Below are 20,473 nucleotides of genomic sequence, written 5' to 3' on the forward strand. Positions count from 1 at the left end.
TTCAATAAAAAAAATAAGGGCTTGCCCTTATTTATTTTTTGTGTTAACACATTCTTGGTTAGCAACTCCACAAGATGTTTTGCAAGCTGATTGGCAAGATGTTTGACATTCACCACAGCCACCGTCTTTTTTACTTTTGTGAAGATTTCTTGTATTTAAAGTAATAATTCTTTTCATATGTATCTCCTTTGTTTTTTATAAATTAATCTTAACAAAAGAGCTTATTTTTGTCAATCTATAATAGGAATTTCAAAATCATCAATTGATAAGTCAACTCCCATCATATCAAGGTATTTAATTTGGTCAATTATATCTTTATTTATAATTTCTCCTGGAAGAATAAGGGGAATTCCTGGTGGATAGGCATATATATAAGAGCCTGAAACTTTATTTTGAGCCTTATCTAAGGATATTTTTGAAATTTTTTTATTAAGGGCCTCCTTAAGAGAATATTTTTTCTCAGAATCTAAGAAATAAAATTTAAAATTTGATTTTTTATATTCTAAATTTGAGTCAATTTTTATTAGGGCAAATTTTAACCTTTCAAAACCTTTCTTGGTGTCAAAAATACTAGAAATTAAAATCACATAGGAGGAGTTTGCCATTTCAATTTCAATTTTTTCCTTATATAATAAATCAGCCAAGTCATTGCCATTGATATTTGTATTTTTACAAGATATTACAATTTTTGATAGGTCTTTTTTATCTGAATTTATAAACTTAAGGTGTTTTAACCTAATCTTGTAAAGATCATTTAAATTATCAAGCAAATTATCCCAAAGTCTAAAAAAAATTGGGAAATTTTCTATCATATCATCAATTGACTCACTTATAAGATAAGATGGTGATGATGTTTGAAAAATTGCCATATTTCTTCTTAATTCTTTGATATCAATGTTTTTATTTTTAACTATAATTCCACTTGCAGGTGTTAGGGCAGATAAATTTTTGTGAAAGGATGTTATGGCAAGGTCATAGGTAAAATTTTTCTCATATTCAGATAAGATAGTATGAGACCCATGGGCCATATCCACAAGTAAGTAAATATTTTTATTTTCTATAATTTTTTTTATTTTTCTCAAATATACCATATAACCTTCGTAGGAAGGAGAGGTGATAAAAACTAAGGAATAAGAATTTTTATTTATTTTTCTTCTAAATCCTTATAGTCAATGTCGTAGGCCATATCATTTTCATCAGTTTTTACCCCTATAAAATCAAAATCTAAGTCAAAAACTTCTATTGCATTAAAAACAGCCTTATGAGAATTTCTTTGGACTAAGATTTTTTTATTGTCTTTTGTTAAGCTCCTAAGAGAGGATAAGATTCCACAAGTTGACCCATTTGTAGAAATAATAAAGTCATAAGCTTTATATATTTTTTTTAATTTATTTTCCATATCCTTAAAAATAGTCTTGGGATCATTTAAGTTATCAAAATTTCTAATTTCTGTAATATCTCTTTGGTAGGATAGTTTTTTATTTAAAATATTATTATTTCTTTTATGACCTGGCATATGAAAGGGATAATAATCATCTTTTATATACTTATCTAGTTTTTCATTTAACATGTTTTTTCCTTTCTTTTTCTTAAATATTATACTATAATATTTTTTAGTAAAAGAAACTTTACAAATAAGACATCTTATTTACATAATTTAGGATATAATGTATAATTGTATCGTAAAAGTTTACAATAATTTAATATTAGATAAATAAGAATTTAATAAAAGAAAAGAGGGGATTAAAATAAAAAAGGACAGAAAACTAAAAATATCTTCTTTTGTAGTATCTTTGATAGTCATGCTTTTCTTACAAAGCTTTATAGAAGATTTTTCCTTCAAAGTTTATACAAATGAAAATATTGAAATAAGTCAATCTGAATCTGGTAGCCAGTATTCAGATAATTTTAAAATTAATTCGATTTATCAAGGAGACAAGTTACTAGATCTTAATAAAGTAGAGATGAAGGGTTGGAAAAAATCAAATACAAAAACTGGTTATCCAATTCAAACAAATGGTTATAGTAAAGATAATAAATTAAGTTTTAAACCGAGCCCTAGCTTGATGTTTAATAAACTTACAGTAAATTTCGAAACTGGCCCAGAGTATGCAACAGCAGTAATGTCTTATTTAAAAGATCACACTATGACTATGTATGCAAACTCAACAGATAATAGGTCCTATGTAGATATTAATTACACAGACTTCTTATCAATAGTAGGACAAAGTTTGATTTTTATTGGATCAATAATCTTATTTAGCTTCTTTATTTATAATATTCTAAAAAGAATCAAGGATTTAGAAAATAATAAAATTTTATACATAATAAAAGATTACAGTTTAAATTTTATTGTTTTTGCAATCTCTTTATTTGGAATGTTAAAAATTAAAAATCACATTACTGATGAAGTTTACACAAGTGTTTTTAATGCACCATATACTTACAAGGATATTATAATATTTGTATCTATGGTATTTTTGGCATCTCTTGGAATTAAAAGCATTTACAAGAAATATCCAGAAAATAAAAAAATTAATATTACAAACTGGGTTTTATTTATCCTAAACCCATTTTTATCATTCTATATACTAGAATCAGCATACAATCCAAATTTTTCATCAATGGAATTGATTTATGTACTAATAAATGCCTTGATATTGTTTTTAATTCAAGTGTTAATTTATATAGTAATTAGGAAAAAAAGACTATCAATGATTTTTATACTCCTAATTTCCATTGCATTTGGTATTGCTAATGATGCCTTATATATATTGAGAGATTCTCCACTTATTCCGGCATTTTTGGGATCCTTGGGAGTGGCTGCTGATGTAGCAAAAGATACAGTAATCCAACTTAGTGGTCATTCATTAATGGCATTTTCATTAGCAAGCTTGTGGATGTTTGTAATTTCTTCAATAAACGAAGGAAAAATAAAAATTTCTAAAAAATCTTACGTAAAACAATTAGTAGGATACGCTAGTATGTTTGCCATAATTACCGTAGTAAGTGTAAATTACTTTATAAAACAAAATGGAGTTGGGGTAAACTTATGGAGACCATCAAGAACCTATTATGTTGAAGGTTCGCCTTATAGTTTCTATAGAATTTTTGCAAATCAAATACTTACAGCACCAAAAGGCTATGATGAAAAAGAAGTTGAAAATACTTTGGAAGAATATTACAACAAGGACATAGGTACAAAAGATACTAAAAAGCCAAATATTGTAATAATTCAATCAGAAGCCCTAGCAGATTATTATGGAAAGGGAAATCTAAAACTAAGTGAAAATCCAATAGCCTTCCAAAGATCTCTAGATGAAAATGCAATTCAGGGTAATGCTTATGTTTCAGTTTTGGGCGGAGGAACTGTAAATTCAGAATACGAGACTTTAACATCAGTTCCATTAACATTTTTCCCACTAGGAGCATATCCATTCCAACAATATGTAAAAAATGGACACACATCAGTAGCAAGAGTTTTAGAAGACCAAGGATATCAAACATTTATAACCCATCCAAACAAACCAACAAACTATTCAAGACAAGAAGTTTGGCCAAATCTTGGATTTAAAAATGTAGCATTTTTGGGTGATTATGATAATAGCCCTGAAAGTTTTGAACCAACAAATGGTTTTATGAAAGATTCAGTAGCTTTTGATAAAATTAAAGAACAATTTGAAAATAAACAATCTGACAAGCCACTTTTTGCATATCTTGTTACCATGCAAAACCATGGTGGTTATACTTCAAATGTTCCTGGAGATATAAAAGTATTAAATGAAACTAATGGAGATGACCAAGGGGCAAGCCATTATGTAAATTTACTAAAAAAATCTGATGAAGATTTAAAAAATCTTGTTGAATATTTTAAATCATATAAAGAGCCAACAATTATAGCAATATTTGGTGATCATCAACCACAAAACTATGATGTATTCATGAAACTAATTAAGTCAGGTGGCAATTATACAAATAAAGATGTATTCTATACACCACTTACTATTTGGGCAAATTATGATATTGATGAAGAAAAAGATGTAAATATATCTGTAAATCAGTTGACCCCTTACTTATTAGAAAAAGCTGGAGGAATTAAATTGTCAGCATATCAAAAATATATGCTAGACATGCACAAAGATTATCCAATAATTTCTACTAAGCAAATATATAATAATAAGGGTGAAGAAGTAAGTAAAGACGAAGAATTTCAAAAAAGAAATAATAAGTTAAATTCTTTAATTTATTATGAAATGAAGCAAGATACAAAATCAGATAAATATTTTAATAAGGCTTCAAAATAAAATTTTCCGAAATCAAGTAAAACTTGGTTTCGGTTTTTTTAATGTTTAAAATAATATGATATAATAAATTAGAAACAATAAAAATAAGGAGAAGAAATGCAAAATCTAATAGAGGTAATTAGATCTAATTTTTCAAATCAAGTAGCTCTAATTATTATTAGTATGCTTCCTTTGATAGAATTAAAAGGGTCGATTCCAATAGGACTTGCAATGGGATTAAAACCATTTCAAACATATATTTATTCTATAATTGGATCAATAGTTCCTTCAATATTTATATTGATGTGGATTATGCCGGTATTTGATTATATGAAAAAAAAAGACTCATTAAAAAAAATAGTAGCTTGGGCTGAAAAAAAGGCCAAGAAAAAAGAAGGAAATATAAAAAAATACGAATATCTAGGCTTATTTTTATTTGTAGCTATACCACTTCCAGGAACAGGGATTTGGATGGGATCACTTATTGCATCTATTCTTGGCCTTAAAAAAAATGAAATCTTTTTTAACAATTTCTGTAGGAAATGTTATAGCGGGTATAATTATATATACTTTTTCTAGTTTTTTCTTTTAAGGGGTGTAAATGAATATCAAAAAAAAATTAATTAAGGCAATACTTATAATTTTAATGCTTATAACAGTTGGCTTTGCCTTTATATTTATAAAGGGATTTATTTCATCGGCAGTTGTCAAGGATGAAAATAAATTTACTGGTGAAGACCTAGGTAAAGGTAACAAGATTGAACAAAAGAATGAAAATGAGTTATTATTTGTATTCGCAGGGGTTGATTCTACTGGTGAGAAAGTAAATACAAGAACAGATACCCTAATGTTAGTTTTGATGAACAAGGATACAAAAAGTATAGATATTTTATCAATTCCAAGAGACACAAGAGTTTATGTAGAAGGAAATTTAGATAAAATAAATGCTGCCCATTCTTACGGTGGTATGGATGAAACAATAAAAACAATAAGAGATTTTTTATCAATTGATTTAGATTATTACGCAGAAGTTAGTTTTAAAGCTGTAGAAGATGGGGTAGATGCCTTAGGTGGTGTTGAAATAAATGTTCCAGAACAAATAGCATCAGCCCAAGGTATTAAGCCAGGACTTAATTATTTCGATGGTAAACAAGCTCTTGATTATTGTAGGTTTAGAAAAGGCTATGCCAATGCAGATTTAGGAAGAGTAGCTTGTCAACAAGATTTTGTTGTACAATTTATAAAAAATATGACCAAGATAAAAAATATAATAAAAATTCCAGGAGTAGTATCAAAAATAAATTCCAATATGGATTCAAATATAAAAATGTCAACAATCTTATCATTTGCATGGGCATTTAGAAATATTGACGATGCAGAAATAAACACACAAACTATACCAGGCTATCCTGATATGATTGATGGAATTTCTTATTATATACCAGACAATGAGGCAACAATTGATATAAGAAATAAAATTTTATATAATTATTTATTAGAAGAATAAAGGAGAGAATATGGACATCAAGTCAACAATTAGAGTTATCGAAGATTATCCGAAAGAAGGAATTTCATTTAAAGATATAACAACCCTTCTAAAAAACAAACAAGCCTACAAAGAAACAATGGATTTAATGGCAGAAAAATTAAAGGGTTTGGATTTTGATTATATTATAGGAATTGAATCAAGAGGATTTATTTTTGGAGCAGCCCTTGCTGATAGGTTAAATGTTGGATTTATTCCAGTAAGAAAACCAGGAAAACTTCCAGGTCAAATAAAATCTTTATCATACGACCTTGAATATGGACAAAGTAAGATAGAAATTCACGAAGATTCCCTAAATAAGGGAGATAAGGTTGTAATAGTAGATGATCTAATAGCAACAGGAGGATCAGCTAAAGCCTGTGCATCCTTGGTAGAATCCTTGGGTGGAGAAGTTGTATGCTTAGAATTTTTAATTGAACTTACTGATTTAAAAGGTAGAGATGAATTAAAAGATTACAATGTTATATCTTTAATAAAATATGATCATTAAAATAGTAAACCTCCAGTTATGGAGGTTTATTAAATAAAAACTTTAAAATATAATTAAGGGGTTAGAAAAATTACTTTCTAACCCCTTAATTTATTATGCTTTTGTAAAATTCTTCTAAAAATTTACTGGTATTTTTTATATTAAATCCCTTATCATCAATAGCCTTATAAAGATTTTTTCTTTGATAGGCAAAGCTATCTAAAATCATTTTCTTCCATTTTTCTTTATCATTAAGAGAAATAAATTCTACATTTTCTGTTAATTTTACATCTTTAGGTATACTATCAGAAAGTAAGCACTTAAGACCAGCGCTTTGAGCTTCTACTGCAGATAAAGGTAAGCCTTCATTTAAAGATGGCAATAAAAATAGGTCGGCTGCTTGTAAAATTTCATTTACATTTGATATTGATCCTAAAAATTTAATATTAGCTTCTAAATTTAATTTTTTGTTAAAATTTCCGATTCTTCTTTTAAATATCCATCTCCGACAAATAATAAGAGAATTTTATCATCAATTTTTACTAAATCTTTCATTAAATCAATCAAAAACTTTTGATTTTTGACTTGTAAAAAACTTCCAACGTGGACTATAACTTTATTATTAATTATTTTTAATTTGTTTCTAATTTCTTTTCTAATATCCTCATTGTAAATATATTTTTCCAAATCAATGCCATTTTTTATTAGAGTAAATTTGCTATCTTTAAATAAAAATTTTCCAGCTTCAATTGAACAAGCAAATTTATAATCAGAGTATTTAATTACATCATTTTTTAAGTAATCTCTAATAATTTTTTTAATACCCCTTCCATAATTTATTCCGTGGCTATGAGAAATAGTGATTAGTCCATGTTTTTTAGCCACTTTTAGTATAGTTGATTCGGTACCCCTAAAATGGCAATGTAGAATTTTATATTCTTTATGATTAGATAAAAAGTTTTCAAAATCTTTTTTATATTTAAAAGGATTTTTTGGACTAAACTTATCAATAGTGTAAATTTTTCCACCAAGTTTTTCTATTTTTTGTAAATTTTGATCACTACCAATACTGTGAACTAAAAAATCAAATTCAAACTCATCCCTATCTATATTATTAAATATTGAAATAAGTAGACTTTCAATTCCTCCAATATTTAAATCTCCTAAGACGTGGAGTATTTTAGTCTTTTTTTTCAAAACAAACTCCTTTAAATTAATTGAAATATTTCTTATATTATAACATATAAAATTTAATTTTATCTTATAAAAAACTTGCAAATCAATATAAACTTAGTATAGTTTAATTAAGGTCAAAGATGGTCAGAGAATGATGGAGGTTTTATGAAATATCAAGATTATTATGAAATTTTAGGTGTAGATAAAAAAGCAGATGCTGAGAAAATAAAAAAAGCTTATAGGAAGCTTGCTAAAAAATACCACCCTGACCTTCATCCTGATGATAAAGAAGCCAGTGAAAAATTTGCAAAAATAAATGAAGCTTATGAAGTTTTATCTGATGAGAATAAGAGAAAACAATATGATATGTTTGGTCAAAGTGGAAACTTTAGTCAAGGTCAAAATTTCGACCCATCTCAATATGGTTTCTCAGATTTATTTTCAAATTTTGGAGCTGGAAATGGATCTTATACCTACACAAGTAGTACAGGAGGATCCTCTGGATTTTCAGATTTTTTTGAAACCTTGTTTGGAGGAGGAAGAACTTCATCAAGGTCTTCATCAACAAATTTTGGAGGATTCGGATCAAGTTTTAAAAATGGATTTACAAAAGCTAAAAAATCAAAGATTAAAGCTAAGGTTAATATATCACTAGATGAAGCAATGAGTGGTGTATCTAGAACGCTCAAATTAAAAGATAAAGAAACAAATTCTATAAAAGAAATTAATATAAATATTCCAAGTGGAATGACAAGTGGGAAAAATTTAAAAATTGATGGTTCAAAATATAATTTGAATGCAGATATTTATGTAAAAGTTCAAATCAAGGAAGATTCAACCTATAGACTAGATGGGTTGGATATTATTAAAAAAGAAAGAATAAGTCCTTGGGATGCCTACTTTGGTGAAAAAATCACTGTCGACAGTCCAAATGGAAAGTTTAAAATAAATATTCCTGAAAAAATTGAAGCAGGAAACAAAATTAGGATTAAGGGTAAGGGATATAAGGATTTGAAAGGAAAAGTTGGAGATCTTTATATAGAAATTCTTATCGATAATCCAAAAGATTTAAGTAAAGATCAAATTGACCTATATAAAAAATTAAAAGAATTAAATTAGGAGGACACTATGGATTTTAACAAATTTACTCAAAAATCAACAGAAGCTATTAACGAAGCAAGTCAACTAGCTATCAAAAATGCCAACCCAGAAGTTGGCATTATCCACCTAGCTTATGCCTTGGTTGAAGATTCAAATTCATTCGTAAGCCAAGTTTTAGCTAATATGGGCTTGTACAAAAAAGTACTTAATAAAATGGAAGAAAAAATGGAAAACTTGCCAAGCCAATCCGGTTCAGCAAATATTTACCCAAATACAATTTTTCAAAGAATTTTATTAAAAAGTGAAGATTGCGCAAAGAAAATGGGCGATTCATTTATATCAACTGAACACATTTTCTTAACTATATTAAATGAAAATACTGAATTAAGTGATTATTTTAAGGAAATCGGCTTAAATGCTAAAAATTTCTCAAATGAGCTTAAAAAGGTCAGAAATGGTCAAAAAGTTATCAGCGATAATCCAGAAGAAACAAATAATCCTTTGGAAAAATACGGTAGAAATTTGACTAAAGAAGCAAGAGAAGGAAAAATTGACCCAGTTATTGGCCGTGATACTGAAATTAGAAACTGCCAAAGAATTCTTTCAAGAAGAAAGAAAAACAATCCGGTTTTAATTGGTAAACCTGGTGTTGGTAAAACTGCAATTGTTGAAGGACTTGCTCAAAGAATTGTAAATAAGGATGTACCAGAACCACTTCAAGGAAGGACAATTTTTGCCCTAGATATGGCAAGCTTAGTTGCAGGAGCAAAATACAGGGGACAATTTGAAGAAAGATTAAAATCAGTTATTGATGAAGTAAAAAAATCTGAAGGACAAATTATTATGTTTATCGACGAGCTTCATACAATTGTGGGAGCTGGAAAAACTGAGGGTTCAATGGATGCTTCAAATATTATGAAACCTATGCTTGCTCGTGGAGAGATAAAAGTAATTGGTGCAACAACCTTAAATGAATACAGGGAATATATTGAAAAAGACGGAGCTCTTGAGAGAAGATTCCAAAAAGTTTTGGTTGATGAACCAAGTGTTGAAGATACAATTTCAATTTTGAGAGGAATAAAGGATAAATATGAAATTTATCATGGAATAAGAATTCAAGACCAAGCAGTTATAGCTGCAGCAGAGCTTTCAAACCGTTATATTACTGATAGATTTTTACCAGATAAGGCAATTGATTTGATGGATGAGGCTTGCGCAACCGTAAGAACTGAAATTGATACAATGCCAGAATATTTGGATGAGGAAAAAAGAAGAATTTTACAAGTTCAAATTGAAATTGCAGCCTTAAAAAAAGAAGATGACGAAAAGAGTAAGAAAAGACTTGAAATGCTTGAAAAAGAATTAGCAGATGCAAATGAAAGGTATGAGGCTGATTTTACCAAGTGGAAGAGTCAAAAAGATTCTATAAATTCTGTAAAAGATATAAAAGAAGAAATTGACAAGGTAAAGGTTGAAATTGAAAAAGCCCAAAGAAATTACGACTTTGAAAAATTATCAGAGCTTAAATATGGTAAATTAAATGAGCTTGAAAAGAAATTAAAAGAAAAAGAAAAAGACCAAGAAAATAATTCATCAATAAAAGAAGAAGTTACTGATGAGGACATAGCAGATGTAGTTTCAAATTGGACAAATATTCCTGTAAATAAATTAGTTGAAAGCGAAAGAAGTAAGATTTTGGGACTTGCTGATAAATTACACGAAAGAGTTATTGGCCAAGATGAGGCAGTAGATAAGGTTTCAGATGCAATAATTAGGGCAAGATCTGGTCTTAAAGATATAAATAAACCAATTGGATCATTTATTTTCTTAGGACCAACAGGAGTTGGTAAAACAGAACTTGCAAAATCACTTGCAGAAGCTATGTTTGATAGCGAAAAAAATATGATTAGGATTGATATGTCAGAATATATGGAAAAATATTCTGTATCAAGATTAATAGGAGCAGCACCAGGTTATGTTGGCTACGAAGAAGGTGGACAATTAACTGAAGCTGTAAGAAGAAACCCTTATTCAGTAATTTTATTTGATGAAATTGAAAAAGCCCACCCAGATGTTTTCAATATTTTATTACAAGTTCTTGATGATGGAAGACTTACAGATAGCCAAGGAAGAACTGTAAACTTTAAAAATACAATTATAATCATGACATCAAATATTGGTTCATCATATCTAATAGATGGATTAAAAAAAGATGGAACAATTGATCAAGAAAATAGAAAACTTGTAGATGGGGCATTAAAAGCATCATTCAAACCAGAATTTTTAAACAGAATTGATGACATTGTAATGTTTAAACCACTTACAAGTGATCAAGTTTATAAAATTATCGACCTTCAAATTGAAGATATATCAAAAAGACTTGAAGATCGTGATATTACAATCGAGCTTAGCAAGCCTGCTCACGAATATATCTTAGAAAAATCTTACGATGTAGAATACGGTGCAAGACCAATCAAGAGATTCTTACAAGCAAATATCGAAACAAACTTGGGAAGAAAAATTATTGAAGGAAATATAATGGAAGGAGATCATGTCATAATAGATTTAGATAAAAATAATGAATTGGCATATCAAGTTAAAAATTAAAGAATAAATATAAAAAGAGAAAATTTATTTTTGAGATTTTCTCTTTTTTCTTTGTCTTAAAATGGGAGAAATTTTATTTTTAAAAATTATTTTTAGAATTATATTTATACAAGGACCTAGAAAAAACCCCAGAAATCGGAAAGGAATATGCATACAAAAAAACTAAAAAAACACAATATATAGTGCTCCTTGTTTTATTATATCTATATATGGTATACTAGAATAGTATTAATAAAGGAGTTGAAAAAATGCCTAAAGTTGTAAAAAGAAATGGTCAAAAGGTAGATTTTGACAAAGAAAAATAAAAATAGCCATAGAAAAGGCTATGAATTCACCAAATGGTGTTTTTATAGAAAAGCAAGCAGAAGAAATTGCAAATGAAATTGAAAAAAAGCGTCGAAAATAAAAGAGAAATTTCAATTTATCAAATAGAAGATAGGGTTTATTACAAATTAATTGATAAGAAAAATCCTGCAACAGCAAAATCATACGAGGCTTATAGGTCTGTCCAAGCCTACAAAAGAGCAGCAAACACTACGGATGATGATATAATTGGTCTACTTGAAAGAACAAATATAGATGTAATGGATGAAAATTCTAACAAAAATCCACTAATTGCATCAACTCAAAGAGATTTAATAGCAGGAGAAGTGTCAAAAGATTTGGCAAAAAGAAAATTAATTGATGCCGACCTTGTAGAAGCTCATGAAGATGGGGCAATACATATTCATGATTTAGATTATTTAATCCAACCAATTTTTAATTGTTGCTTGGTAAATATGAAAGATATGCTCGATAATGGAACTGTTATAAATGGGAAAACAATAGAAAGACCCAAATCTTTCCAAGTAGCATGTAATGTAATGACTCAAATTATTGCCCAAATCGCCTCAAACCAATATGGTGGTCAATCTATCAATATTTCTTGTCTTTCAAAATATTTGGAAGTTTCCTACAATAAAAATTATAAATTAGCTAAAGAAATTTTATCAAATGAAGATGAAATAAAAAAAATGGCTCAAAAATTGACCCAGAGAGACTTGGAATCAGGTATTCAAACTATCCAATACCAAATAAATACCCTTATGACATCAAATGGCCAAGCACCCTTTGTAACCTTATTTATGCATACAGACGAAAATGATCCTTACCTTGACCAAACTGTAAAAATTATAGAAGAAATTTTAAAACAAAGAATCCAAGGAATAAAAAATGAAGCAGGAGTTTATGTAACACCAGCCTTCCCAAAATTAATTTATGTATTGGATGAAAATAATGTAAAAGAGGAAAGCAAATACCATTATCTTACAGAATTATCCATAAAATGTACGGCAAAAAGAATGTATCCTGACTATATTTCTGCCAAAAAAATGAGAGAAAATTACGAAGGAAATGTATTTTCCCCAATGGGCTGCAGGGCGTTTTTGCCTCCATACAAGGATGAAAATGGAGATTATAAATTTGATGGAAGATTTAATATAGGAGTTTGTACAATCAACCTCCCTCAAATTGGAATACTAGCAGGTAATGACGAAGAAAAATTCTTCGAAATTTTAAATAAAAGAATGGATCTTGTAAAAAGAGTTGGTATTTTAAGGTACGAACACTTAAAAGACGTAACTAGTGACTCATCACCAATACATTTTCAACACGGTGCAATAGCAAGACTCAAACCCCACGAAAAAATAAAACCACTTCTAAAAAATGGCTATGCAACAGTAACGATTGGCTATATTGGAATATATGAAGCTTGTAAACTTGTAAAAGGAGTAAGCCATACAAGCGATGAAGGCAAAAAATTTGCCTTTAAAATAATGAACCTATTAAACGAGAAAAAAGAAGAATGGATAAAAGAGACAGGCTTACAATTTGCAGTTTATGGAACTCCAGCAGAAAATCTTACAAACAGGTTCGCATCAATTGATAAAAAAAGATTTGGCCAAATTGAAGATGTAACTGACAAGGGCTATTACACAAATTCCTTCCACGTTGACGTTAGAGAAGAAATTTCTGCCTTTGAAAAATTTGATTTTGAATCAAAATTTCAAGATATGTCATCAGGCGGCTGTATTTCCTATGTAGAAATTCCAAACATGGCAAATAATTTGAAGGCTCTTGGTACAATTGTCGAATATATTTATGACCATATCCAATATGCAGAATTTAACACAAAATCCGATTATTGTGCAAAATGTAATTATGATGGAGAAATGCTTTTAAATGACGACAACGAATGGTATTGTCCACAATGCGGAAATAAAGACAGGTCAAAACTAACAGTTGTAAGAAGAACTTGTGGATATTTGGGAGAAAATTTCTGGAATGAAGGAAGAACAAAAGAAATAAAAGCAAGAGTATTGCATATATAATAAAAAAAGTCTACATTAGTAGACTTTTTATGGAGGATTTATGAGATACGGGCAAATAAGAAAATATGATGTGGCAAATGGACCTGGAATTAGGACTTCATTTTTTGTCACAGGCTGTCATGCAAATTGCAAAAATTGTTTTAACAAGGAATACATGGATCCAAATTTTGGCAATTTTTGGACAGAAAAACAAACTCAAGAAGTAATTTCTTACTTAAAAAAAGATGAAATAGAAGGACTTACAATTCTTGGAGGAGAACCCTTTGAATCTACAGAGGATTTGATTAAAATTGTAAAAAAAATTAGAGAAGAATCGGATAAGTCTATTTGGATTTTTTCGGGATTTTTGTATGAAGTTTTGGTAAATATTGAAAATGCAAAAGAACTTTTATCTATGTGTGATGTTTTGGTAGATGGACTTTTTATGGAAGAATTAAAGGATTTAAGATTAAAATTTAAGGGGTCATCCAACCAAAGGACAATTGACATACAAAAATCTTTAGAAAATGAAAAAGTAATCCTCTTAGATGGGTATAATTAAAGTAGAAATAAATTTAGGAGGATATAATGGAGATTAATAAAAAAAGAAAAGGTATTGGAGGAATTGTTATAGCAATAATTGCAATAATTGCTCTTGCAATCATTGTTTTAATTCCTTCCTATAATGGACTTGTAAAACAAAGAGAACAATTAGACGAATCATATGCCCAAGTGCAAAATGTGGTACAAAGAAGGGCAGACTTAATTCCAAACCTTGTAAGTACTGTAAAAGGATATTCAAAACATGAAAAAGATACCTTGACAGAAGTAACAAATGCAAGGGCAGGGATAAAAGATGCCAAGGGACCAAAAGAATTAGCAGAGGCTAACGAGCAAATGTCCCAAGCAATTAGAAACATAAATGTAGTTGCAGAGGCATATCCAGAATTAAAAGCCGATAAGCAATTTACCCAACTTATGGATGAGCTTGCTGGAACAGAAAATAGAATTTCTGTAGAAAGAAAAAATTATAACGGTGAAGTTAAGGCTTATAATACAAAGGTAAAATCTTTCCCAACAAGCATTTTTGCATCAATGATGGGATTTGATAAGGCAGAATATTTTGAGGCAGATGCATCAGCCCAAGATGTACCAAAAGTAAATTTCGGAAGTTAGGTAATTTATGAGAAAAAGGAAGAATATAATAGTAACTATTTTATTTGCCTTTATTCTTCTTTTTCTACCTAATAAATCATTAGCAGAAAACTTACCAGAATCACCAAATACTTACTACTACGATGAGCTCAATTTAATTGACCAAGAAACCAAAGACCATTTAACAAAAGTAAACAAAGAACTTGAACAAAAAACAGGATCTCAAGTAATCTATGTTTCACTAAAAGATGTAGAAAATCAACCAATGCAGGTTGGAACAGATCTTTTAAATAAATGGAAAATTGGAGATAAGGAAAAAATAATGGTGTTTTGATTTTAATTTCCCAAAGAAAGGGCCAAGATAAAAAAGATATTTCAATTATCACAGGCTATGGAATTGAGGGAAGATTAAATGATGGTAAGGTTGGAAGAATAATTGATGAATTTATGCTTGATTATATGAGAGAGGGCGATTTTTCTAAAGGAATTAGGGAAGGTTTTAATGCTATAGTTTCTGAAATAGCAGAAGAATATCAAGTAGAATTAAATGGTGATTATGATAAATATTCTGAAAGACTAAAAGAAGACCAAGACGATGAAATAGATATTAGAACTTTGATATTTATATTTATAATATTTATAATTTTCTCAAGATTATTCGCAGGCCGTGGAAACTATCGTGGCGGTGGATTTACAGGAGGATTTGGAGGATTCGGTGGCGGATCTTTTGGAGGATTCTCCAGTGGGTCATCAGGCGGATTTTCTGGAGGAGGCTTCTCCGGCGGAGGAGGATCATCCGGTGGTGGCGGAGCAAGCCGTGGAATTTAATAAAAATTGGACCTTTTTAGGTCCTTTTTTATTTTTAAAATAAAATTATGATTAATTAAATGATATAATAAAAAAGGTGATTACATGTATATAAAAACTTCTGTTAGAAAACTTATTGAATTTGTTATGAGAAGTGGGGATATTGATAATTCTTTTAGGGACAATAATAGGATGGTTCAAGGAATCAAGGCTCATCAAAAAATTCAAAAATCCTATGATAAAAATTATAAAGCCGAATACTACCTAACAAATATTACCAAAATTGATGATATGGAATTTCATGTTGAGGGTAGGGCTGATGGTCTTTTGAAAAAAAAGGGTCAAATAATAATAGATGAGATTAAATCTACCACAAGAAATTTAGAAAAACTGGATGATTCTAATAAATTACATTGGGCTCAGGCTTTTTGCTATGGGTATTTTTATGGTGTAAAAAAAGATTTAAAAAAACTTACCATAAGATTAACCTATGTTTCACTTGATGATTACAAGACAAAAACTTTTGAAAAAGAGAAGAGTCTTGATGAACTTTATGATTTTTACATAAATTTACTAAAAGAATATATTAATTTCTCAAAAATTTTATCAATAAATCTTGAAAAAAGAAATAAAAGTGCTAAGGAATTATCCTTTCCCTATAGTGGCTATAGGAAGGGACAAAGAAAGATGTCGGTTGCAGTTTACAGGGCAATTTTAGATGAGAAAAAATTATTTGTTGATGCTCCAACTGGAACTGGAAAGACAATTTCTACAATTTTTCCTGCTGTAAAATCCCTGGGCGAAGGTCTATCAGATAAGGTTTTTTATTTGACTGCCAAAAATACTACAGCAAAAGAAGCCCTAAAGTCTTTGTATCTTTTAAAAGAAAAAAACTTATCAATAAAGGCCGTTTCTTTAACAAGTAAGGAAAAAATTTGCCTTAATGATGAAATCTCTTGTAATCCTGATGATTGTCCCTTTGCCAGGGGACATTTTGATAGAGTAAATGATGGCTTAAAAGATATTTTGGAAAATGAAGATATAATGGACTTTGATATTATAACATCTTATGCAGAAAAACACAGACTTTGCCCTCTAGAATTTGAACTAGATCTGGCCCTTTATTCTGACCTTATTATTTGTGATTATAATTATGTTTTTGACCCAAATGTATATTTGAGAAGATTTTTTGATGAAAGTATTGACGAATATATATTTTTAATTGATGAGGCCCACAATCTTTTGGAAAGATCAAGAAAAATGTTCTCTCATGAATTTGTGGATACAAGCTTTAAAGAATTAAGAGAGGGCATGGATCTCAAAAAAGGATTTAAAAATCATAAAATCAATTGATTCTATCTTGGATGAATTTGAAAAGATGTACAAAAACTATGGAAAAAAATTATTCTATTATACTACTGATAATAATGATGACTTTGACAAAAAACTAATAGGCCTTTCAAAAAAATTAGAAAAAGTCTTGATTAAGGATAAAAAAGAGATGATTATGATAAAATAGAAGATATGTTTTTTGAAATAAATCACCACCTTAAAATTTCTGATAATTTTAGAGAGGGCTTTTATCAAACTTTGACCTATGATGAAAATTCTATGGAAAAAATATATGAAATTAAGTGTATAGATCCATCAAAGGTTCTAAGTGAAAAGTATAAACTGGCAAGGTCGACTGTATTTTTTTCTGCAACCTTATCTCCAATGAATTTTTATATAAAAATGTTGGGGGCAGAAGACTCCTTAAAAGTTCACTTGGACCTACCCTTTGACAAGAAAAATTTTGCACTTTTGGCAAGTTCAATTTCTACAAGATACAAGGATAGGAATAACAATTTGATGGATATAGCTGATTTAATTCATGAATTTATTAATGCAAAAAAAAGGAAATTATTTTATATTTTTCCCTTCATTTTCATATCTTACAGATGTTTATGAATATTATAAAGAAAATTACAATGATGATATCTTGGTTCAAGAGAGGTCTATGTCTCCAATTGAAAGACACAAATTTTTACAAAATTTTACATATGAAAGCAAAAAAACAGCTTTCTTAGTTCTTGGAGGAATTTTTTCTGAAGGAGTAGACCTAAAAGGGGATAGGCTTATTGGATCTATGGTTATTTCTGTAGGTATGCCTGGTGTAAGTGATGAGAGAAATCTAATAAAAACCCATTTTGACCTAATATCTCACAATGGTTTTGATTATTCCTATACCTATCCAGGCTTAAATAAAATTTTCCAAGCAGCAGGAAGGCTAATTAGGGGAGAAAAAGATAAGGGCATAATTTATTTGATTGATGATAGGTTTTTGTGGGATAAGTATAGGAGATTATATCCAAGACATTGGTCAAATATAAGAGAAGTAAAAAACAAAAAAGAATTAAAGATCTTAGTTGAAAGATTTTGGAATAAAGGAGAATAAATGAGACAAAAAGCTATAAAAGATGTAGAAATAATTGATATGTCCTATCCAAACATATCAATTGGGAAAATAAATGAAGAAAAAACAGTCCAATTTAAGGGTGGAGTTCTAGGACAAAAAGTAAGGGTAAAAATCACCAAAAACAGAGGAAGTAATAAAAAAGGTAAATTTATGGAAGTTTTGGAAGAATCCAAAATAGAAAACGCCAAAGAATTTTGCCCTAATGCCGGTATTTGTGGAGGATGTTCCTACCAAAAAATGGGATATGAAACTGAACTTTTACTAAAGCACAATATGATGCAAAAACTTTTAAAAAATCATCATATAGATATAAAAGAATTGTCCATAGTAAGAAGTCCAAAAATAAAAGGATACAGAAACAAAATGGAATATACTTTTGGAGATGCTTACAAGGATGGTCCCTTAGTTTTGGGTCTTCACAGGCAAAATAGATTTTATGAAATTGTCGATACAGAGGGATGTAATATTGTAGATAAAGATTTTGAATCGATAAGAAAACATGTACAAAAATATTTTAGGGAAAAAAATACAAGTTTTTATCACAAAAAAGCCCACACAGGCTTGCTTAGAAATCTAATAATAAGAAAGGCTATGCACACTGGAGAAATAATGGTCATACTTGTAACAAGCTCTGAAAAATCATTTGATCCAATGAGAAGAGACCTTTTTGCCCACAATCTTTTAAATGCAAAAACAGATGGGAGAATTGTCTCAATCTATCATGTAATAAACGATAGTTTGTCAGATGCGGTAAAAGTAGATTCAATGGAGCTTTTATTTGGGAAAAAATATATAGAAGAAAAAATGAATGATTTGAAATTTCAAATTTCACCCTTCTCATTTTTCCAACCAAATGTATTTACAGCAGAAAAAATTTACCAAAAAGCTATAGAATTAGCAAATGTAGATAAAAATAAAAATATCCTAGACCTATATTCAGGAACAGGAACCATAACCCAATTATTTGCAAAATCAGCAAATAAGGCAATGGGAATAGAAATAGTAGAAGAAGCCGTAGAAAAAGCCTTCGACAATGCAAAAGAAAACCAAATCGAAAATATAGACTTTATAGCTGGAGACGTTTTAGAAAAAATCAACCTAGTAAAAGGAAAATACGATATAGTAGTTCTAGATCCACCAAGAGAAGGAATAAACCCAAAAGCAATCAAAAAAATAATGGACATAAATCCAAAAGAATTTGTCTACATCTCTTGTAACCCAAAAACTCAAGTAAGAGATATAGAAATATTTATGGAAAATGGATATATAGTAGAAAAATACCAAGCCTTTGACCAATTTCCTAGGTCAAGACATGTGGAGACGGTAGCTCTGTTGTCCAAACTAAATACAGAACATCATTTAGATATAGAAATAGGGGAAGATGAATTATCTGAAATTGACTTTTCAAAAGACGCAACTTATGGAGAAATTAAAAAGTATGTGTTAGAGAAATACGGACTAAAAGTTTCAAGCCTATATATTGCACAAATAAAAAGGAAACATGGTCTAATAGAGAGAGAAAATTATAATTTTAGTAAGAAAGAAAATCAAAGAGTGCCAAATTGCCCAGAAGAAAAAGAAAAAGCAATCGAAGATGCTTTAGAGCATTTTGGAATGATTTAAATAATATCTAAGATTGAAAATTTTAAAATTAAGACTTAAAAACTTTAAGATTAAAAAGATATGTACTTCTTATATAACCTAAGAAGATTAATTGAAAATCAGGGGAACGATGATGGTAAAATAAAAAATTTTAACAACTAAAGAAGAATTAGGCATTATTGCCAAAGAGGTTTTTATGAAGTTAAAAATACTGAAAAAGACTTGTTAGAATTGAAAATTTTAGATCATTGTGCAGGGTTTCGTGTCATAATAGTGATAGAGGCAAATAGTTATGTAAATATAAAGAGTTCAAGACTTCTACCAAAGTTTAAAACTCAAAAAATAAATAGTTGGTGTGCTGCTTAGAGTAACCATTTTGATAATGTGGATGCGAAACAAAAAGAGATAATCAGACTTCGTAAAAAATTGAAACAGGTTGAAATGGAGAATGATATTTTAAAGCAAGCTGCACTACTGTTAGGCAAAAAATAGACCTCATTATCTCGAACCGAGATAAATATAGCATTAGTGCAATGTGTAGACTACTTGGGGTCACAAGAAGTTTAGTCTATTATCATTTGAACAAAGAAAAAGATGTGAAATTAGATGAAGATGAAAAACTAATAGAAGAAATAAAAGAAATATTCAGAAGAAGTAGAAACAACTATGGAACACGCAAAATAAAAAAAGAACTAGGGAAAATTGGATATAAAATATCGAGAAGAAAAATAGGCCGAATAATGAAGAAAAATGGCCTAGTCTCAAACTATACAGTAGCACAATATAAAGTAATAAGGTCCAAATGCAACGAAGAAGACATCCCTAACCTTTTAAATAGATAATTTGACAATAGAGACTATTTAGAAGCAATAGTAAGCGACCTAACATATGTAAGAGTAGGAAAAACATGGAATTATATAT

At 29.2% G+C, this 20,473-nt stretch carries 14 protein-coding genes and 4 pseudogenes (1 of these 18 only partly in view); 13 read left to right on the forward strand and 5 right to left on the reverse strand.

The window, feature by feature from the left end:
- Positions 1 to 27 precede the first annotated feature (27 nt).
- From scfA to ANHYDRO_RS11255, 3 genes are read right to left on the reverse strand one after another with little or no spacing between them, the layout of a single operon-like run.
- Complete coding sequence (scfA, locus tag ANHYDRO_RS07410; protein ID WP_004817312.1) at positions 28 to 177, reverse strand: six-cysteine ranthipeptide SCIFF; 150 nt, start codon at positions 175 to 177, stop codon at positions 28 to 30.
- A 53-nt stretch (positions 178 to 230) separates the two neighbouring features.
- Positions 231 to 1,091, reverse strand: coding sequence for an Orn/Lys/Arg family decarboxylase (locus ANHYDRO_RS11250; protein WP_004815210.1), 861 nt, complete (start codon positions 1,089 to 1,091; stop codon positions 231 to 233).
- A gap of 53 nt (positions 1,092 to 1,144) precedes the next feature.
- Positions 1,145 to 1,570 (reverse strand): PLP-dependent aminotransferase family protein, encoded by a 426-nt coding sequence (locus ANHYDRO_RS11255; RefSeq protein WP_004815211.1) that lies wholly within the window; start codon positions 1,568 to 1,570, stop codon positions 1,145 to 1,147.
- 232 nt (positions 1,571 to 1,802) lie between these two features.
- Here ANHYDRO_RS11255 and ANHYDRO_RS07420 point away from each other — a divergent pair, with 232 nt between their 5' ends.
- The 4 genes from ANHYDRO_RS07420 to ANHYDRO_RS07435 all read left to right on the forward strand — a co-directional run bounded on the left by ANHYDRO_RS07420 (position 1,803) and on the right by ANHYDRO_RS07435 (position 6,319).
- The gene (locus tag ANHYDRO_RS07420; RefSeq protein WP_004815213.1) at positions 1,803 to 4,304 is read left to right on the forward strand and encodes a sulfatase-like hydrolase/transferase; all 2,502 of its coding nucleotides are present in this window, start codon (positions 1,803 to 1,805) and stop codon (positions 4,302 to 4,304) included.
- Positions 4,305 to 4,400: 96 nt separating this feature from the next.
- Positions 4,401 to 4,862 (forward strand): COG2426 family protein, encoded by a 462-nt coding sequence (locus tag ANHYDRO_RS07425; RefSeq protein WP_004815215.1) that lies wholly within the window; start codon positions 4,401 to 4,403, stop codon positions 4,860 to 4,862.
- A 22-nt stretch (positions 4,863 to 4,884) separates the two neighbouring features.
- Complete coding sequence (locus tag ANHYDRO_RS07430; RefSeq protein ID WP_004815216.1) at positions 4,885 to 5,790, forward strand: LCP family protein; 906 nt, start codon at positions 4,885 to 4,887, stop codon at positions 5,788 to 5,790.
- Between the two features lie 10 nt (positions 5,791 to 5,800).
- Positions 5,801 to 6,319, forward strand: coding sequence for an adenine phosphoribosyltransferase (locus ANHYDRO_RS07435; RefSeq protein ID WP_004815221.1), 519 nt, complete (start codon positions 5,801 to 5,803; stop codon positions 6,317 to 6,319).
- An 85-nt stretch (positions 6,320 to 6,404) separates the two neighbouring features.
- Here the strand turns inward: ANHYDRO_RS07435 and ANHYDRO_RS09415 are convergent, their stop codons facing one another.
- Together ANHYDRO_RS09415 and ANHYDRO_RS07440 are read right to left on the reverse strand one after the other, a co-directional pair.
- Complete coding sequence (locus tag ANHYDRO_RS09415; RefSeq protein WP_081449352.1) at positions 6,405 to 6,815, reverse strand: glycosyltransferase; 411 nt, start codon at positions 6,813 to 6,815, stop codon at positions 6,405 to 6,407.
- Positions 6,758 to 7,495: a glycosyltransferase family protein gene (locus ANHYDRO_RS07440; RefSeq protein WP_052588930.1), complete on the reverse strand. Its 738-nt coding sequence runs from the start codon at positions 7,493 to 7,495 to the stop codon at positions 6,758 to 6,760. The genes ANHYDRO_RS09415 and ANHYDRO_RS07440 overlap by 58 nt, the downstream gene beginning before the upstream one ends.
- A gap of 144 nt (positions 7,496 to 7,639) precedes the next feature.
- Between ANHYDRO_RS07440 and ANHYDRO_RS07445 the strand changes: the two genes are divergently transcribed.
- The 9 genes and pseudogenes from ANHYDRO_RS07445 to ANHYDRO_RS10850 all read left to right on the forward strand — a co-directional run.
- Entirely contained in the window at positions 7,640 to 8,593 is a 954-nt protein-coding gene (locus ANHYDRO_RS07445) for a DnaJ C-terminal domain-containing protein (protein WP_004815226.1), read from the forward strand.
- Positions 8,594 to 8,602: 9 nt separating this feature from the next.
- Positions 8,603 to 11,182 carry an ATP-dependent chaperone ClpB gene (clpB, locus tag ANHYDRO_RS07450; protein ID WP_004815229.1) on the forward strand — a complete coding sequence of 860 codons (2,580 nt, stop codon included), beginning with the start codon at positions 8,603 to 8,605 and terminating at the stop codon, positions 11,180 to 11,182.
- 248 nt (positions 11,183 to 11,430) lie between these two features.
- Positions 11,431 to 13,551 (forward strand): annotated as a pseudogene (nrdD, locus tag ANHYDRO_RS07455) (anaerobic ribonucleoside-triphosphate reductase).
- Positions 13,552 to 13,591: 40 nt separating this feature from the next.
- Positions 13,592 to 14,092: an anaerobic ribonucleoside-triphosphate reductase activating protein gene (nrdG, locus tag ANHYDRO_RS07460; RefSeq protein ID WP_004815239.1), complete on the forward strand. Its 501-nt coding sequence runs from the start codon at positions 13,592 to 13,594 to the stop codon at positions 14,090 to 14,092.
- Positions 14,093 to 14,118: 26 nt separating this feature from the next.
- On the forward strand, positions 14,119 to 14,706 hold the full coding sequence (locus ANHYDRO_RS07465) for a LemA family protein (protein WP_004815240.1): 588 nt from the start codon (positions 14,119 to 14,121) through the stop codon (positions 14,704 to 14,706).
- A gap of 7 nt (positions 14,707 to 14,713) precedes the next feature.
- Positions 14,714 to 15,513, forward strand: a pseudogene (locus tag ANHYDRO_RS07470) (TPM domain-containing protein).
- 84 nt (positions 15,514 to 15,597) lie between these two features.
- Positions 15,598 to 17,929 (forward strand): annotated as a pseudogene (locus ANHYDRO_RS07475) (ATP-dependent DNA helicase).
- Complete coding sequence (rlmD, locus tag ANHYDRO_RS07480; RefSeq protein ID WP_004815254.1) at positions 17,930 to 19,573, forward strand: 23S rRNA (uracil(1939)-C(5))-methyltransferase RlmD; 1,644 nt, start codon at positions 17,930 to 17,932, stop codon at positions 19,571 to 19,573.
- 357 nt (positions 19,574 to 19,930) lie between these two features.
- Positions 19,931 to 20,473, forward strand: a pseudogene (locus tag ANHYDRO_RS10850) (IS3 family transposase); its annotated part runs 406 nt beyond the window's last position; the annotation flags it as partial.

The sequence above is a fragment of the Anaerococcus hydrogenalis DSM 7454 genome, assembly GCF_000173355.1.
GTDB lineage: Bacteria > Bacillota > Clostridia > Tissierellales > Peptoniphilaceae > Anaerococcus > Anaerococcus hydrogenalis.

What these genes read in the sequence shown, in the direction of transcription:
- scfA (WP_004817312.1), bottom strand. Translation starts at nt 177, where the DNA reads ATGAAAAGAATTATTACTTTAAATACAAGAAATCTTCACAAAAGTAAA.
- ANHYDRO_RS11255 (WP_004815211.1), bottom strand. Translation starts at nt 1,570, where the DNA reads ATGTTAAATGAAAAACTAGATAAGTATATAAAAGATGATTATTATCCC.
- ANHYDRO_RS07420 (WP_004815213.1), top strand. Translation starts at nt 1,803, where the DNA reads ATGCTTTTCTTACAAAGCTTTATAGAAGATTTTTCCTTCAAAGTTTAT.
- ANHYDRO_RS07445 (WP_004815226.1), top strand. Translation starts at nt 7,640, where the DNA reads ATGAAATATCAAGATTATTATGAAATTTTAGGTGTAGATAAAAAAGCA.
- rlmD (WP_004815254.1), top strand. Translation starts at nt 17,930, where the DNA reads ATGAGACAAAAAGCTATAAAAGATGTAGAAATAATTGATATGTCCTAT.
- ANHYDRO_RS07435 (WP_004815221.1), top strand. Translation starts at nt 5,801, where the DNA reads ATGGACATCAAGTCAACAATTAGAGTTATCGAAGATTATCCGAAAGAA.
- ANHYDRO_RS07465 (WP_004815240.1), top strand. Translation starts at nt 14,119, where the DNA reads ATGGAGATTAATAAAAAAAGAAAAGGTATTGGAGGAATTGTTATAGCA.
- ANHYDRO_RS07430 (WP_004815216.1), top strand. Translation starts at nt 4,885, where the DNA reads ATGAATATCAAAAAAAAATTAATTAAGGCAATACTTATAATTTTAATG.
- nrdG (WP_004815239.1), top strand. Translation starts at nt 13,592, where the DNA reads ATGAGATACGGGCAAATAAGAAAATATGATGTGGCAAATGGACCTGGA.
- ANHYDRO_RS11250 (WP_004815210.1), bottom strand. Translation starts at nt 1,091, where the DNA reads ATGGTATATTTGAGAAAAATAAAAAAAATTATAGAAAATAAAAATATT.
- clpB (WP_004815229.1), top strand. Translation starts at nt 8,603, where the DNA reads ATGGATTTTAACAAATTTACTCAAAAATCAACAGAAGCTATTAACGAA.
- ANHYDRO_RS07425 (WP_004815215.1), top strand. Translation starts at nt 4,401, where the DNA reads ATGCAAAATCTAATAGAGGTAATTAGATCTAATTTTTCAAATCAAGTA.